This window comes from Pseudomonas maioricensis, from assembly GCF_022790535.1.
Classification (GTDB): Bacteria; Pseudomonadota; Gammaproteobacteria; order Pseudomonadales; family Pseudomonadaceae; genus Aquipseudomonas; species Aquipseudomonas maioricensis.
On record NZ_LOHG01000021.1, the window covers coordinates 32,016 to 47,138 of the forward strand.

Below are 15,123 nucleotides of genomic sequence, written 5' to 3' on the forward strand. Positions count from 1 at the left end.
TGTTTAAAAAGTGGGCCGTCGTATCCGGGTTCGAATTCGCGACGGGCCCGAGATATTACAGATTGCGCAGCGCGGCGACTACAGCGTCGCCCATTTCCTGCGTACCGACTTTCGCATTGCCCGCCGACCAGATGTCACCGGTGCGCAAGCCTTGATCCAGAACCAGGCTGACTGCCTTTTCAATGGCGTCGGCTGCGTCGGTCAGATTGAAGCTGTAACGCAGCATCATCGAGACCGAAAGGATCGTCGCCAGCGGGTTGGCAATGCCTTTGCCCGCGATGTCAGGTGCCGAGCCATGGCAAGGCTCATACATGCCCTTGTTATTGGCATCCAGCGAGGCCGACGGCAGCATGCCGATGGAACCGGTGAGCATCGACGCTTCGTCGGACAGGATGTCGCCGAACAGGTTGTCGGTGACGATCACGTCGAATTGCTTCGGGGCACGCACCAGTTGCATGGCAGCATTGTCGACGTACATGTGACTCAGTTCGACGTCCGGGTAATCCTTGGCCACTTCTTCGACCACTTCACGCCACAGCTGGCTGGAGGCCAGAACGTTGGCCTTGTCCACCGAGCACAGCTTCTTGCCACGCACACGCGCCATGTCGAAACCGACTCGGGCGATACGACGAATTTCGCTTTCGCTGTACGGCAGCGTGTCGTAGGCCTGACGCTCACCGTTTTCCAGGGTCTGAGTGCCACGCGGCGCACCGAAGTAGATCCCGCCGGTCAGTTCGCGAACGATGAGGATGTCCAGACCGGCAACGATTTCAGGCTTGAGGCTTGAGGCATCAGCCAGTTGCGGATACAGGATGGCCGGACGCAGGTTGCCGAACAGGCCCAGTTGCGCACGGATTTTCAGCAGACCACGCTCTGGACGGATATCGCGCGCGATGGTGTCCCATTTAGGGCCACCCACAGCGCCGAGCAATACCGCGTCGGCAGCGCGGGCACGGTCCAGCGTTTCGTCGGCCAGTGGCACGCCATGTTTGTCGATGGCTGCGCCGCCGATCACGTCGTGGCTGAGTTCGAAGCCCAGTTGATACTTCTCGTTGGCCAGCTCAAGAACCTTGACCGCCTCGGTCATGATTTCCGGACCGATACCATCACCTGGGAGAATCAGAATCTGCTTGCTCATAACATCCTCAATTTTTTGTATCGGCACTGTCGGTCAGCGCCTCTTCGTCTACTGAACGGAAAAAACTAGCGTTCGGCCCATAACACCAGCACATCGGTGCTGAACGAGCCATCAGCGGTAATCTCGAAATACTCGCGCACTTCAGCGCCCATTGCTTGCTGCAACTCACGAATCGCCACCCGCATGGCTTGCGGGGTGCGCATCCGCTCAACCCATGAGCCGTATTCCAGATGCAGGCGCTGACGGCTGTGGCTGCGGGTAAACAGACCGGCCTCGCTGACCTGCCGCAGCCACTCGGCGGCCGAATAATCACGCACATGACTGGTGTCACGCAGCACTTCCACGCTTTGCAGGTAGGTATCCAGCAACGGACTGCCCGGCGACATAACGTCAATGAACGCGGCGACACCGCCCGGCTTCAATACCCGGCGCACTTCCCGCAATGCCACCGCCAGATCGCTCCAGTGGTGAGCCGAATAACGACTGAACACAAAGTCGAACTCGCCATCCTCAAACGGCAGGCGTTCAGCCGCGCCACAAACCGTACTGACGTTGCTCAACCCGCGCTCTTGCGCTGCGGCACTCACCACATCGAGCATCTGCTGAGAAAGGTCGTACGCGACCACTTCGCCGACCGCCGACGCGACATTAAAGCTCACATGCCCCGCGCCACATCCTAGATCCAGCACCCGCGCATCGCTACGCCCCGCCACTTCGGCCTGTAGCAGCGCAAACTCGGTGCCTTGGGCGTGCACGGCACTGCTCAGATAGGCCGCAGCCTGCTCACCAAATTGACGTTGTACGACTTGAGTGTGGGCGGAGTTGGTCATGGGATTCTTCCTGATGAAAATCTAACTGAAAAATGCGGTCCCCTGTGGGAGCTGGGCTTGGTCTGGGCGGCATTCCGACGATAAGGCTGGACGCGGTTCACTTTAGATCGCATGGACCCTATCGCGGGCAAGCCCAGCTCCCACATGGGAATGCATTCCAAGACTTCTATCTCAACCGCGGAACAACCACGGCTGGCTGGCGCGATGCTTCGCTTCAAAACTGGCAATGGCCTCGCCGTCAACCAGCGTCAGGCCGATGTCATCCAGACCTTCCAGCAGGCAATGCTTGCGGAACGCATCGACTTCAAAGCTGTATACCTTGCCGTCTGGACGAGTCACCGTCTGGGCCGCCAGGTCAATGGTCAACTGGTAACCTTCGTTGGCTTCAACCTGCTTGAACAGTTCATCAACTTCAGCCTCGTTGAGGATGATCGGCAGCAAGCCGTTCTTGAAGCTGTTGTTGAAGAAAATGTCGGCATAGCTGGGGGCGATGATCGCGCAGAAACCGTACTCGTCCAGTGCCCACGGCGCGTGCTCACGGCTTGAGCCGCAGCCGAAGTTTTCCCGGGCCAGCAATACGCTAGCACCTTGATAGCGAGCATCGTTTAGCACGAAATCAGGGTTCAAAGGCCGCTTGGAGTTGTCTTGATATGGTTGCCCGACATCAAGGTAACGCCACTCGTCGAACAGGTTCGGGCCAAAGCCGGTGCGCTTGATCGACTTCAGAAACTGCTTGGGAATGATCTGATCGGTATCGACGTTGGCACGATCCAGAGGAGCGACAAGGCCGGTGTGCTGAGTAAAGGCTTTCATGCTGGGCTCCTTAGTGCTGAATCAGTTCGCGAACATCGATGAAACGACCGTTGACTGCCGCCGCTGCGGCCATCGCAGGACTGACCAGGTGAGTACGACCACCGGCCCCCTGACGCCCCTCAAAGTTACGGTTGGAGGTGGACGCGCAATGCTCGCCACTTTCCAGGCGGTCCGGGTTCATCGCCAGACACATCGAGCAACCTGGCTCGCGCCATTCGAAACCGGCTTCCAGGAAGATCTTGTCCAGACCTTCGCTTTCGGCTTGAGCTTTGACCAAGCCAGAGCCCGGCACAACAATCGCCTGCTTGATCGTGGAGGCAACCTTGCGGCCTTTGGCGATTTCAGCCGCGGCACGCAAATCTTCGATACGCGAGTTGGTACAGGAACCAATAAATACGCGATCCAGCTGAATGTCGGTGATGGCTTGATTGGCTTTGAGGCCCATGTATTTCAAGGCACGCTCGATCGAACCACGCTTGACCAGATCAGCTTCCTGAGCCGGATCGGGTACGTTCTGGTCGACGGCCAACACCATTTCCGGAGAAGTACCCCAACTGACCTGCGGTTTGATCTGCGCAGCGTCGAGTTTGACCACGGTGTCGAAGTGCGCATCAGGATCGGAGACCAGATCCTTCCAGGCTTCAACTGCCAAGTCCCACTGCTCGCCTTTCGGTGCGAAAGGACGGCCCTTCACGTAGGCAACGGTCTTTTCGTCAGTCGCTACCAGACCGACACGAGCACCCGCCTCGATGGACATGTTGCAGATGGTCATACGGCCTTCGACCGACAGATCACGAATCGCACTGCCCGCGAACTCCATGGCGTGACCATTGCCACCGGCCGTGCCGATCTTGCCGATGACCGCCAGAACGATGTCCTTGGCCGTCACGCCGACAGGCAGCTGGCCTTCAACGGAAACCAGCATGTTCTTCATTTTCTTGGCGACCAGGCATTGAGTGGCGAGCACATGCTCAACCTCAGAGGTACCAATGCCGTGGGCCAACGCGCCAAATGCGCCATGAGTAGAGGTGTGCGAGTCGCCACAGACAACCGTCATTCCCGGCAAGGTAGCGCCCTGCTCCGGGCTGATCACATGGACGATGCCCTGACGCACGTCATTCATCTTGAATTCGGTGATGCCGTATTCGTCGCAGTTGTCATCAAGGGTTTGCACCTGAAGACGCGACACCTGATCGGCAATGGCTTCAATGCCACCCTTACGTTCCGGTGTAGTCGGCACGTTGTGGTCTGGAGTAGCGATGTTGGCGTCAATGCGCCATGGCTTTCGACCCGCCAGACGCAGCCCTTCAAAGGCTTGCGGCGAGGTCACTTCGTGGATGATGTGGCGGTCGATGTAAATCAGCGACGAGCCATCATCGCGCTTTTTTACTTCGTGCGAATCCCAGAGCTTGTCGTACAACGTTTTGCCGGCCATCGGATGGTTCCTCATCAGCGTATTTCTATCTTTCTATGCCCTGGGCAATCAACTGATGACCCTTTGGCTTGTGAGGCAATGCTATGGAATATGCTTAAATAACTCAAATTCATAATTTTTATGCTTTGGATAACCAACTGGAATCTGAAATGGATCTGGCTAACCTTAACGCCTTTATAGCCATCGCCGAGACCGGCAGCTTTTCCGGAGCAGGTGAACGCCTGCACCTGACCCAACCTGCCATCAGCAAACGCATCGCCGGGCTCGAGCAACAGCTGAACGTTCGGCTGTTTGACCGGCTGGGCCGTGAAGTCAGCCTGACCGAGGCTGGCAGGGCTTTGCTGCCCAGGGCTTATCAGATTCTGAACGTGCTGGACGATACGCGCCGGGCGCTGACTAACCTGACCGGGGAAGTCACCGGCCGTTTGACCTTGGCGACCAGCCATCACATCGGCCTGCACCGTCTGCCGCCCCTGCTCCGGGAGTTCACCCGACGCTTTCCGGACGTGGCGCTGGACATCCAGTTTCTGGACTCGGAAGTGGCCTACGAAGAGATTCTTCATGGCCGGGCAGAACTGGCGGTCATCACCCTTGCGCCAACCCCACACACGCTGGTCAAAGCCATGCCGGTCTGGGACGACCCGCTGGACTTTGTCGCCGCCCCCGAACACCCACTGGCTAATAGCGGTCCAGTGAGCCTGCAGGACGTGGTTCGCTACCCGGCAGTTTTCCCGGGCAACAATACGTTCACTCACCACATCGTCAGCGGTTTGTGTGAGGCCCAGGGACTCAAGCCCGACATCGCGATGAGTACCAATTATCTGGAAACCATCAAAATGATGGTCTCCATCGGGCTCGCGTGGAGTGTTCTGCCGCGAACTATGCTGGATGAACAAGTAGCGCGCATCCCTTTACCGGGCATACAGCTCAGTCGTCAGCTAGGCTACATTCTTCATACGGAGCGCACGTTGTCGAATGCGGCACGGGCATTCATGGCGTTACTCGATGCACAGGCTATCCAATCCTGAAAGGTTGTTACCGCTGAAGATCGTATTACTGCCTTTATTACTTACAGGCGCGTGATCATATGCCAATACCTGCAGACAGCATTACCTTTCAACCACCCGACGCCGCAGCGACGCCGAGTGAATCGGAAAAGCGTTTTGCGACGCTATATAACCTCAGTCCCAATGTCGTGATCCTGTCCCGCATCGACAGCGGGATTATCTGCGAGGTCAATCGCCAGTTCGAAACCCTGCTGGGCTGGCCCGCTGCCGAAGCCATTGGCAAGACGGGAATCGACCTGGGGTTATGGGACGACAGCGAGCAGCGCAAAAATCTGGTCAAGAAGGTCATCATGCAAGATGACCCCGTCCGGCTGGATGTGCAATTACGGGCACGGGATGGCGGGCTGGTCGAAGGCACCTTCAGCGCACTGAAAATCGAACTGGACCAGCAACTGTTCTTACTCAGTACGTTTATGGACAACAGCGCCCACCTGCGCGCCGAGCGTGCCCTGAAAGCCAGCGAAGAGAAGTTTGCCAAAGCGTTCCATGCCAGTCCTGACGCTATCACCATCACGGAACGTGCAAGCGGCCGTTATCTGGAAGTAAACGGCGGATTTTGCCGTTTACTGGGGTTTATCCCGGAAGAGGTGATCGGTCGCACCGTCACTGAACTGGGGATCTGGTCGGACATTAACCAACGCGAACAGTTAATCCTGGACCTTGAAGAGAATGGCCGGGTGCATCACCGGGAGATGACCGGCTGTCACAAGAACGGCTCCCACGTTACCGCTGAAGTGTCGGTTGAAGCCATTACCCTCAATGATGTCGAATGCTTGCTGATGAACGCCCGGGACATCAGCGAGCTGAAGAGTGCACAGGAGCAGGTTCAGCACCTGGCCTATCACGACTCCCTGACCAATCTGCCCAACCGGGCGTTGCTCATGGATCGTCTCAGCCAGCAGATAATCCTGTTACAGCGCCACAATCTACGCGGCGCCTTGCTTTTCATGGATCTGGATCACTTCAAACACATCAATGACTCACTGGGCCATCCGGTGGGCGACAGCGTGCTGAAGATCGTCACCGCCCGACTCGAAGCGAGCGTGCGCCTGGAGGACACCGTCGCACGCCTGGGCGGAGACGAGTTCGTGGTGTTGATCAGCGGCCTGGAAGGTAGCCGTGACGATGTCACCGATCAGGTGCTGGAGCTGGCCGATATGCTTCGCGCCCTGCTCGCCCAGCCGATGTTTCTCGACAATCAGCGACTGCAAATCACGCCGAGCATTGGTATCGCACTGATCCCCGACCACGGCCTGACCAGCGCCGACTTGCTCAAGCGTGCGGATATTGCCTTGTATCGCGCCAAAGACTCTGGCCGTAACGCCACACAGCTGTTTCAGGAGTCCATGCAAAAAGCGGCGAGCGAACGCTTGCGCATGGAAAATGACCTGCGCATGGCTCTGCCCCGCGGTGAGTTCAGCCTGTGCTACCAACCCCAGGTGGATACCCGGATCAATCGCATCATCGGCGCAGAAGCGTTGCTGCGCTGGGAACATCCGGAAAGCGGCAATCTGCCGCCCAACCAGTTTATTCAGATCCTTGAAGAAAGCGGGATGATCATGGAGGTTGGGGCCTGGATCCTCGAAGAAGCCTGCAGGACTGCAAGTAAATTGCTGCATGACGACTTGATCGATGTGCAACATTTCAGCCTGTGCGTAAACATCAGCCCTCGCCAATTCCGCCAGAACGACTTCGTTGAACGGGTCAAACGCTGTCTGCACGTCAATGGCTTGCCCAGCAATCTGCTCAAGCTGGAAATCACCGAAGGCATCGTTATTCAGAATCTGGATGACACCATCGCCAAGATGCACGAACTGAAAAAGCTCGGCGTCAGTTTCGCCATGGATGACTTCGGCACGGGCTATTCATCGCTGACCTACCTCAAACGGCTGCCGGTCGACGCGTTGAAAATTGACCAGTCGTTCATCCGTGACGCGACGACTGATCCCAATGACGCAGAAATCATCCGGGCCATCGTAGCCATGGCGCAAAGCCTTAACCTGACGGTGATAGCAGAGGGCGTGGAACAAAAGCTGCAACTGGAATTTCTTGAGCAGTTGGGGTGCAGCTTGTATCAGGGCTATTTATTCAGCGAGCCACTGACCTTGAGTGCATTCGAAAATCGCTTGAGGCAGCCTGAAAGTCTGTTTGAGGGCAGTCAGCTAAATCTGCTGGGATGAAAGAAGGCGCCCTAAGGCGCCTTCTTTTGCTGATAAATAAACAATCAGCTATTCAGGACTTTCTGTGCATTGATCGGGATACGCTTGGCCTTGGCTTCTTCAGGCACCAGACGCAACAGATCAATATTCAGCAAGCCATTCGACAGACCCGCGTTTTGCACTTCAATGTGGTCGGCCAGCCGGAACGACAACTTGAAGGCTCGCTGAGCGATGCCCTGATGCAGGTAAGTCACGTTTTCGGTAGTGTTTTCGCGCTTGCCACCGGAAACGGTCAACACGCCCTTCTCTACCTGAAGCTCCAGATCTTCTTCAACAAAGCCTGCAGCTGCGATCACGATGCGGTATTGATCATCCGCATGTTTCTCGACGTTGTAAGGAGGGTAGCCGCCAGCGGTTTCATTGCGTGCGGCAGCCTCAAAAAGGTCATTGAAACGATCAAAGCCAACAGAGCTACGGAACAGTGGAGCCAGGGAAAATGCAGTAGTCATGATAAATCTCCTGTAAACAGCGAGTTGTTTAATCCGCGACCCGAATTCGGCATCGCGTAATCCCTAAGCTAGGGTCGACCAAAAGCTTTTCAAGAGTTTATTTTCATTTTTTTTATGACCGTTCGTCGGCACTGACGCCTAGCAAAACACTGATTCGCTGGCAGTCGGTTTCCCGACGCAATGCATCGAACATCTGCGTTGCCTCCGGATAGCTTTTGGTCAACAGCACCAGCCATTGCTTGAGGCGGCCAGGCGCTTGAATCAGGGTCATCTTGTCCAGACATTGCAACCAGAAGGTTCGTAGCATGGGCTGCAGCTCGGCCCAGGTCATCGGCATGACCTCCTCGCCTTTTTGCGCTGCAGCAATCTGCCGCGCCAGATCAGGGCGAGCCACCAGCCCGCGACCGATCATGATGTCGCGAGCACCACAGATTTCCCGGCAGCGACGCCAGTCATCCACGGTCCAGATTTCGCCATTGGCGACGACCGGCACCTTGACCACTTCCTGAATACGCGCGATCCACTCCCAATGTGCAGGCGGTTTGTAGCCGTCTACCTTGGTCCGGGCGTGAACAACGATCTGCTCCGCTCCACCGTCAGCCAGAGCCCGGGCGCAATCCAGCGCGCCGTCGGTATTCTCATAGCCCAGGCGCATCTTGGCCGTGACCGGGATGTGCTTTGGCACCGCGCTACGTACCTGACTCAGAATGGAATGCAGCAGCTCGGGCTCTTTGAGCAAAATCGCACCGCCGCGAGAGCGATTGACGGTTTTGGCCGGACAGCCAAAATTCAGATCCAGCACCGGCGCACCCAACTCACAGGCGAATGCAGCGTTTTCCGCCAGACAAACCGGATCGGAACCCAATAGCTGGAGACGCAGCGGAGTGCCGGCCTCGGTCTTCGCGCCGTTGTGAAACTCGGAGGCGTATTTGTAGAAGTAATGGGCCGGCATGAGACGCTCGGACACCCGGATGAATTCGGTCACGCACCAATCGATACCACCGACTTTTGTCAGGGCATCGCGCAGGATGTCGTCAACCAGTCCCTCCATGGGCGCCAGAGCAATTTGCATGGGTCATACTCGAAAAAAAGTCCGGCAGTTTACGGCGCGCTGGCGTGATTGGAAACCAGAGGATTTGACATGGCGACACCATAGCCGTCGATGAACTCTGCCGGCATGCGCTTGGGCTTGCCGCTGGACAGTTCGATGCAGACAAAGGTGGTCTGCGCACGTAACAGCGTCACGCCATCGCCGGGGCGCCGAAGCTGAAAACGTCGAGTCATTTTCAAGCGCTTGTCCCAATCAACAATCCAGGTTGCCAACTGCAGTTCATCGTCTTGATAAGCACTGGCGAGATAATCAATCTCATGCCTGACGACCGCCATGGCACGGTCCAGTCGACGATACTCGCTCAGGTCCAGCCCCAACTGCTGTGAATGCCGCCAGGCACAACGCTCCAGCCATGTCACGTATACCGCGTTATTGGCATGCCCCAGCCCGTCAATGTCATCGGCGGATACATTAAGGTCGATCACAAAAGGCGTTGTCAGATCCCAGACCATAGTTGCTCCTGCGTTGGTGTTTTGTGTTGGCAGGTGAGTGTAACCAAACACACAGCAACGTTGACCTGTGGGACCGGATTTATCCGGGAAGACTTTATTACTAACACCAAAGATGCGTCGTTCGGAAAGGCCTCTTCCGGCCTGTAGGAGTGAGCTTGCTCACTCCTACAGAAAAAACAGTTAGCTATACGCCCCTCAAACCACTGCCGATTTGGCCGCGCGCAGGACTCTATCCGACAGGTCACCACTACCCAGCGCTCTGGCCAGAGCCAAGCCGCCCACCATCAACGCAACATCGGCCAACACCTTGTCAGCCTCTTCAGGCGCCGCCGCCAGTTGCGCGACCATCAGTTCCAGATGCTCGGCGAGCATCGCCTGAAAAAGCTTCGGCAATCGTGACATTTCGCCAACCGTTGATGGCAGCGGGCAAGCCAGCTCAGTGGCATCCCGATGTTTACGCGACAAATAGAACGCCGCCAGCAGCGCACGCCGCTCCTGGCCGGGAAGCTGATCGTCGATTTGCGCCACCGAGGCACGGCGCTGACTCAGCAAATGATCGAACGCTTCGAGCATCAGCGCTTCTTTGCTATCGAAATGCGCGTAAAACCCACCCACTGTCAGCCCTGCTGCTGCCATGATTTCGCTGACGCTGGGTTGTTCGGGGCCACGCGTGATCAACGCGGTGCTGGCTGCGCTCAGGATACGTTCACGGGTTTGTGCTTTTTTATCTGTCATTCGGAACCTCCAGATTACGCAGATAATATTATTCGCATAATCTGAAATGACAAGCACAAGGCACCCCGCCTGTCGCAGACAGAATGGCGCAAGGATGATATTTGAGGGAGTCATGCAGAAATGGCAGAAATTAAACCGCCAGAAAAACAAAAGGGCCATTCAATAATCGAATGACCCTTGGTCTCGCAGAGCGAGAAATCGTGGCGTCCCCTAGGGGACTCGAACCCCTGTTACCGCCGTGAAAGGGCGGTGTCCTAGGCCACTAGACGAAGGGGACGCAAAACCTTCGAGCAGATTCGCTTGATAGCAAACCCTGGCAAAATTGGTGGAGCTTAGCGGGATCGAACCGCTGACCTCCTGCATGCCATGCAGGCGCTCTCCCAGCTGAGCTAAAGCCCCGGATTTATCGCCTCGCGGCTCACATCACTTTCAAATGATGCACTTTAAAATGGCGTCCCCTAGGGGACTCGAACCCCTGTTACCGCCGTGAAAGGGCGGTGTCCTAGGCCACTAGACGAAGGGGACTAAACCTTCTTGATGCTGATGATCGACGCTGGATCCGATCATCTTGCACCGTTTCAAAGCATTGTAGCCGAGCTTTGAAACTCTAAATTTGGTGGAGCTTAGCGGGATCGAACCGCTGACCTCCTGCATGCCATGCAGGCGCTCTCCCAGCTGAGCTAAAGCCCCACATCAGTGGACGGGGCGCATGTTAAGCGTGAGTCGCTGGGCTGTCAAATTTATTTTTAACAATTTCTAAAGTTTTTTGTCGGTAATACAACCACTTACCATTCAGCCCCCGGAAAACCGGGGGGCTGACAGGCACAAGCATTGCCTCAGGCGATGGCACCCAGAAGCTTTTCCCATTCCTTGTTTTCTTTCTTGGAGACACCGCCCAGCAGATCAAGCGCCTGTCGCAAGCGGAAGCGAGTCAGATCAGGGCCGAGGATTTCCATCGCATCAGTCACCGACACTGAGTTGGCCTGCCCGGTGATGGCAGCAAACATCAGCGGCATGGCATCACGTAGCTTGAGCTCCAGATGCTCAACAACAGCCTGAATGCAGCCCATGATCCGTTCCTTTTCCCACTGACGCAGCGACTCCAGCTTCCACAGGATCAACTGCATGACCTGACGCACCTGCTCAGGGGACAGTTTCTTGTGCTCGAACAGCTTCACATCCGGCGTCACGCCACCGGCGAAGAAGAAACCGGCCAATGGCGCGACCTGGCTGAATGTCTCCACCCTGCCCTGCACATGCGGCGCGATCTTCATCATGTATTCAGGGTTCAGCGCCCAGTGCTGCAGTCGGGCAGCGAACTCTTCGACTGGCAACTCACGTAACCACTGGCCGTTGAGCCAGGAGAGTTTCTCGATATCGAAGATCGGCCCGCCCAGGGAAACCCGCGAAAGATCAAAATGCTCGACCATTTCTTCCAGAGAGAACTTCTCGCGCTCGTCCGGCATCGACCAGCCCATGCGCCCCAGGTAGTTGAGCATGGCTTCAGGCATGAAACCCATGCGCTCGTAGAACGTGACCGAGGTCGGGTTCTTGCGCTTGGACAGCTTGCTCTTGTCCGGGTTACGCAGCAGCGGCATGTAGCACAGCTGAGGCTTGTCCCAGCCGAAGTATTCGTAGAGCAGAATCAGCTTGGGAGCCGATGGCAGCCACTCCTCGCCACGCAGTACGTGAGTGATGCCCATCAAATGGTCATCGACAACGTTGGCCAGGAAGTAAGTCGGCAGACCGTCGGTCTTCATCAACACTTGCATGTCCATGCGATCCCATGGGATCTCCACTTCACCACGCAACATGTCTGGCACCACGCAAACACCCTCGCTCGGCACTTTCATGCGGATAACGTGAGGTTCACCGGCCGCCAGGCGACGTGCAACTTCTTCTTTGGAAAGCAGCAAGGCACGGCCGTCATAGCGCGGAGTTTCGCCCTTGGCCATCTGCTCGGCGCGCATCTGATCCAGCTCTTCAGCGGTGCAGAAACACGGGAAAGCATGGCCCAGTTCAACCAGTTGCTGAGCGTACTTCTGATAAATGTCGCCGCGCTCGCTCTGCCGGTAAGGACCGTGCGGGCCACCCACGTCCGGACCTTCACTCCACTCGATACCCAGCCAGCGCAGCGCATCGAAAATCTGCTGCTCCGACTCGCGGGTCGAACGCAGTTGATCGGTATCCTCGATGCGCAGGATGAACTCACCGCCATGCTGCTTGGCAAAGCAGTAGTTGAAGAGCGCGATATAAGCCGTGCCAACGTGAGGGTCGCCAGTAGGCGAAGGCGCGATGCGGGTACGAACGGTGGTCATGAAAAATCCCGAAATAGGTCAAACAAGCCGTGAATCTTAACAGGCGCCGAGGATACTGTGGGAGCTGAGCTTGCTCGCGATGAGGGCACAGCGATTCTAAAGTGAAACGCGTCCAGCTTATCGTCGGAATGCCGCCCAGACCAAACCCGGCTCCCGCAGGATTGGTTCAAACTCTCAAACCGCTATACGGTCAACAACCGCTCACGCAGTTTGCCGATCTCGTCGCGCATCTGTGCCGCAGCCTCGAACTCCAGGTCGCGGGCCAACTGGTACATCTTCTCTTCCAACTGGCGAATGCGCTTGGTGATCTCGCTGGGTGAACGCAATTCGTTTTCGTACTTGGCACTTTCTTCTGCGGCTTTGGCCATGCCTTTACGTTTCTTGCTGCGCGAGCCAGGCACCGTCGCGCCTTCCATGATGTCCGCGACATCCTTGAATACGCCTTTGGGGGTAATCCCGTTAGCAAGGTTGAAGGCAATCTGCTTGTCGCGACGGCGCTCGGTTTCGCCAATCGCGCGCTCCATGGAACCGGTAATGCGATCCGCATAGAGGATGGCCCGTCCATTGAGGTTACGGGCCGCACGACCAATGGTCTGGATCAGCGAGCGCTCGGAACGCAGGAAACCTTCTTTGTCAGCGTCGAGAATCGCCACCAGGGAGACTTCCGGCATATCCAGACCTTCGCGCAACAGGTTGATCCCCACCAGCACGTCGAAGGTCCCGAGCCGCAGGTCGCGAATAATCTCCACCCGCTCCACCGTGTCGATGTCCGAGTGCAAATAACGCACCCGCACGCCGTGGTCGGCGAGGTAATCCGTGAGGTCTTCGGACATGCGTTTGGTCAACGTGGTGACCAGCACCCGCTCTTCGAGCGCCACACGCTTGGTGATTTCCGAGAGCAAATCGTCGACCTGGGTCAGTGCCGGACGAATCTCGATCTGAGGATCCACCAGCCCTGTTGGCCGCACCACCTGCTCGACGATACGACCTGCGTGCTCCGCCTCGTAATTACCCGGTGTCGCGGAGACAAAGATCGTCTGAGGGCTGACTGCCTCCCACTCATCAAAGCGCATCGGCCGGTTATCCAGGGCCGATGGCAACCGGAAGCCGTATTCCACCAGCGTCTCTTTGCGAGAGCGGTCGCCTTTATACATGGCACCCACCTGCGGCACGCTGACGTGGGATTCGTCGATGACCAACAGTGCGTCGGGCGGCAGGTAATCGTAGAGCGTTGGCGGCGGCGCGCCGGACGGACGACCCGACAGATAGCGCGAGTAGTTTTCGATACCGTTGCAATAGCCCAGCTCCAGGATCATTTCCAGATCGAACCGGGTCCGCTGCTCAAGGCGTTGAGCCTCGACCAGTTTGTTGTTAGTGCGCAGATATTCCAGGCGTTCCTGCAATTCGACTTTGATGCCTTCCATCGCTTCAACCAGGGTTTCCCGCGGTGTCACGTAGTGGCTCTTGGGATAAAACGTGAAGCGTGGCAGCTTGCGGATGACCTCGCCAGTGAGCGGATCGAACGCTGAAATGCTCTCCACTTCATCATCGAACAGCTCGATGCGAATCGCTTCCAGGTCAGATTCAGCAGGATAGATGTCGATCACATCGCCGCGCACGCGGAACGTCGCACGAGCAAAGTCCATGTCGTTACGGGTGTATTGCAAATCAGCCAGACGCCTCAGCAAGGCACGCTGGTCGAGTTTGTCGCCCCGGTCGACGTGCAGCACCATCCGCAAATAGGTTTCAGGGCTACCCAGGCCGTAGATACACGAAACCGTAGTAACGATGATGGCGTCCTTGCGCTCCAGCAACGCTTTGGTCGCGGAGAGCCGCATCTGTTCGATGTGGTCGTTGATCGAAGCATCCTTCTCGATGAAGGTGTCCGATGACGGCACATAGGCTTCAGGCTGGTAGTAGTCGTAGTAGGAAACGAAATACTCCACGGCGTTATTCGGGAAAAACGCCTTGAACTCCCCATACAATTGCGCCGCCAGGGTCTTGTTGGGCGCGAGCACCAACGTAGGGCGCTGCACCTGAGAGATCACGTTGGCGATGCTGAACGTCTTGCCCGAGCCGGTTACGCCAAGCAGGGTCTGATGCGCCAGCCCGGCATCGATGCCCTCGACCAACTGGCGAATGGCCTCCGGCTGATCACCGGCAGGCTCGAAACGGGTTACGAGCTGAAACTCGGACATAACGTACCTCTTTAATAGCGTGCGCAGGTTCTGATTAATGACGTGCGCAGGCCTGCGGGATATTGGCTTGCGGGCTTGCACTCAGGCAAGGCGCAGGGCTAAAACCAGAGAAATGCACGCGTCTGACCCGGCTAGCGGACCAGTCGTACAGAATATGAAGTGATGGAACTACAGATGGAGCCGCTATCACCAGCTTTCAACCCTTCAAACAGGCGGCTATTAAAGGAGGCAGGCCGCAATATGACTAAAGGCAGACAAATAACCGCAAAAACCCGGAAAAAATCTGCCCCCGGCTGTCGCCCCGGCCAGAGATGGCCTCTATACTGACTCCCCGTTTGTGCACCGCTCTGGCGCATTC

11 protein-coding genes, 4 tRNA genes and 1 pseudogene are annotated in these 15,123 nt (G+C 56.8%); 2 read left to right on the forward strand and 14 right to left on the reverse strand.

Annotated elements, in window-relative coordinates; translation table 11 throughout:
* Positions 1–55 precede the first annotated feature (55 nt).
* The 4 genes from leuB to leuC form a co-directional block, all read right to left on the reverse strand.
* On the reverse strand, positions 56–1,138 hold the full coding sequence (gene leuB / locus AUC61_RS23160; RefSeq protein ID WP_122666519.1) for a 3-isopropylmalate dehydrogenase: 1,083 nt from the start codon (positions 1,136–1,138) through the stop codon (positions 56–58).
* A 65-nt stretch (positions 1,139–1,203) separates the two neighbouring features.
* A complete protein-coding gene (locus AUC61_RS23165) occupies positions 1,204–1,968 on the reverse strand; it encodes a class I SAM-dependent methyltransferase (RefSeq protein WP_243248505.1) in 765 nt (254 codons plus the stop codon).
* 171 nt (positions 1,969–2,139) lie between these two features.
* Positions 2,140–2,781: a 3-isopropylmalate dehydratase small subunit gene (leuD, locus tag AUC61_RS23170; RefSeq protein ID WP_243248506.1), complete on the reverse strand. Its 642-nt coding sequence runs from the start codon at positions 2,779–2,781 to the stop codon at positions 2,140–2,142.
* 10 nt (positions 2,782–2,791) lie between these two features.
* Positions 2,792–4,216, reverse strand: a complete 1,425-nt coding sequence (gene leuC, locus AUC61_RS23175; RefSeq protein ID WP_243248507.1) for a 3-isopropylmalate dehydratase large subunit — start codon at positions 4,214–4,216, stop codon at positions 2,792–2,794.
* A 149-nt stretch (positions 4,217–4,365) separates the two neighbouring features.
* On the opposite strand from leuC, the gene AUC61_RS23180 reads away from it, so the two are divergent.
* Together AUC61_RS23180 and AUC61_RS23185 are read left to right on the forward strand one after the other, a co-directional pair.
* On the forward strand, positions 4,366–5,244 hold the full coding sequence (locus tag AUC61_RS23180) for a LysR family transcriptional regulator (RefSeq protein WP_243248508.1): 879 nt from the start codon (positions 4,366–4,368) through the stop codon (positions 5,242–5,244).
* A gap of 116 nt (positions 5,245–5,360) precedes the next feature.
* Positions 5,361–7,463 (forward strand): annotated as a pseudogene (locus tag AUC61_RS23185) (putative bifunctional diguanylate cyclase/phosphodiesterase); the annotation flags it as partial.
* A 44-nt stretch (positions 7,464–7,507) separates the two neighbouring features.
* On the opposite strand, the gene AUC61_RS23190 reads toward AUC61_RS23185, so the two are convergent.
* The 10 genes from AUC61_RS23190 to uvrB all read right to left on the reverse strand — a co-directional run bounded on the left by AUC61_RS23190 (position 7,508) and on the right by uvrB (position 14,765).
* Positions 7,508–7,951, reverse strand: coding sequence for an Hsp20 family protein (locus tag AUC61_RS23190; protein ID WP_243248509.1), 444 nt, complete (start codon positions 7,949–7,951; stop codon positions 7,508–7,510).
* A gap of 112 nt (positions 7,952–8,063) precedes the next feature.
* Entirely contained in the window at positions 8,064–9,023 is a 960-nt protein-coding gene (locus tag AUC61_RS23195; protein ID WP_243248510.1) for a tRNA dihydrouridine synthase, read from the reverse strand.
* Between the two features lie 29 nt (positions 9,024–9,052).
* On the reverse strand, positions 9,053–9,514 hold the full coding sequence (locus AUC61_RS23200; protein ID WP_243248511.1) for an acyl-CoA thioesterase: 462 nt from the start codon (positions 9,512–9,514) through the stop codon (positions 9,053–9,055).
* 195 nt (positions 9,515–9,709) lie between these two features.
* Positions 9,710–10,249: a TetR/AcrR family transcriptional regulator gene (locus tag AUC61_RS23205; protein WP_243248512.1), complete on the reverse strand. Its 540-nt coding sequence runs from the start codon at positions 10,247–10,249 to the stop codon at positions 9,710–9,712.
* Between the two features lie 201 nt (positions 10,250–10,450).
* Positions 10,451–10,526 (reverse strand) — tRNA-Glu (locus AUC61_RS23210).
* 46 nt (positions 10,527–10,572) lie between these two features.
* A tRNA-Ala gene (locus AUC61_RS23215) sits at positions 10,573–10,648 on the reverse strand.
* A 50-nt stretch (positions 10,649–10,698) separates the two neighbouring features.
* Positions 10,699–10,774 (reverse strand) — tRNA-Glu (locus AUC61_RS23220).
* 89 nt (positions 10,775–10,863) lie between these two features.
* Positions 10,864–10,939, reverse strand: a tRNA-Ala gene (locus AUC61_RS23225).
* Between the two features lie 146 nt (positions 10,940–11,085).
* A complete protein-coding gene (gene gltX, locus AUC61_RS23230) occupies positions 11,086–12,567 on the reverse strand; it encodes a glutamate--tRNA ligase (protein ID WP_243248513.1) in 1,482 nt (493 codons plus the stop codon).
* Between the two features lie 182 nt (positions 12,568–12,749).
* Positions 12,750–14,765 (reverse strand): excinuclease ABC subunit UvrB, encoded by a 2,016-nt coding sequence (gene uvrB, locus AUC61_RS23235; protein WP_243248514.1) that lies wholly within the window; start codon positions 14,763–14,765, stop codon positions 12,750–12,752.
* Positions 14,766–15,123: the final 358 nt, after the last annotated feature.

Excerpts from the sequence above, each read along its gene's own strand:
- leuB (WP_122666519.1), bottom strand. The coding sequence starts at position 1,138 with ATGAGCAAGCAGATTCTGATTCTCCCAGGTGATGGTATCGGTCCGGAA.
- AUC61_RS23165 (WP_243248505.1), bottom strand. The coding sequence starts at position 1,968 with ATGACCAACTCCGCCCACACTCAAGTCGTACAACGTCAATTTGGTGAG.
- leuD (WP_243248506.1), bottom strand. The coding sequence starts at position 2,781 with ATGAAAGCCTTTACTCAGCACACCGGCCTTGTCGCTCCTCTGGATCGT.
- leuC (WP_243248507.1), bottom strand. The coding sequence starts at position 4,216 with ATGGCCGGCAAAACGTTGTACGACAAGCTCTGGGATTCGCACGAAGTA.
- AUC61_RS23180 (WP_243248508.1), top strand. The coding sequence starts at position 4,366 with ATGGATCTGGCTAACCTTAACGCCTTTATAGCCATCGCCGAGACCGGC.
- AUC61_RS23190 (WP_243248509.1), bottom strand. The coding sequence starts at position 7,951 with ATGACTACTGCATTTTCCCTGGCTCCACTGTTCCGTAGCTCTGTTGGC.
- AUC61_RS23195 (WP_243248510.1), bottom strand. The coding sequence starts at position 9,023 with ATGCAAATTGCTCTGGCGCCCATGGAGGGACTGGTTGACGACATCCTG.
- AUC61_RS23200 (WP_243248511.1), bottom strand. The coding sequence starts at position 9,514 with ATGGTCTGGGATCTGACAACGCCTTTTGTGATCGACCTTAATGTATCC.
- AUC61_RS23205 (WP_243248512.1), bottom strand. The coding sequence starts at position 10,249 with ATGACAGATAAAAAAGCACAAACCCGTGAACGTATCCTGAGCGCAGCC.
- gltX (WP_243248513.1), bottom strand. The coding sequence starts at position 12,567 with ATGACCACCGTTCGTACCCGCATCGCGCCTTCGCCTACTGGCGACCCT.
- uvrB (WP_243248514.1), bottom strand. The coding sequence starts at position 14,765 with ATGTCCGAGTTTCAGCTCGTAACCCGTTTCGAGCCTGCCGGTGATCAG.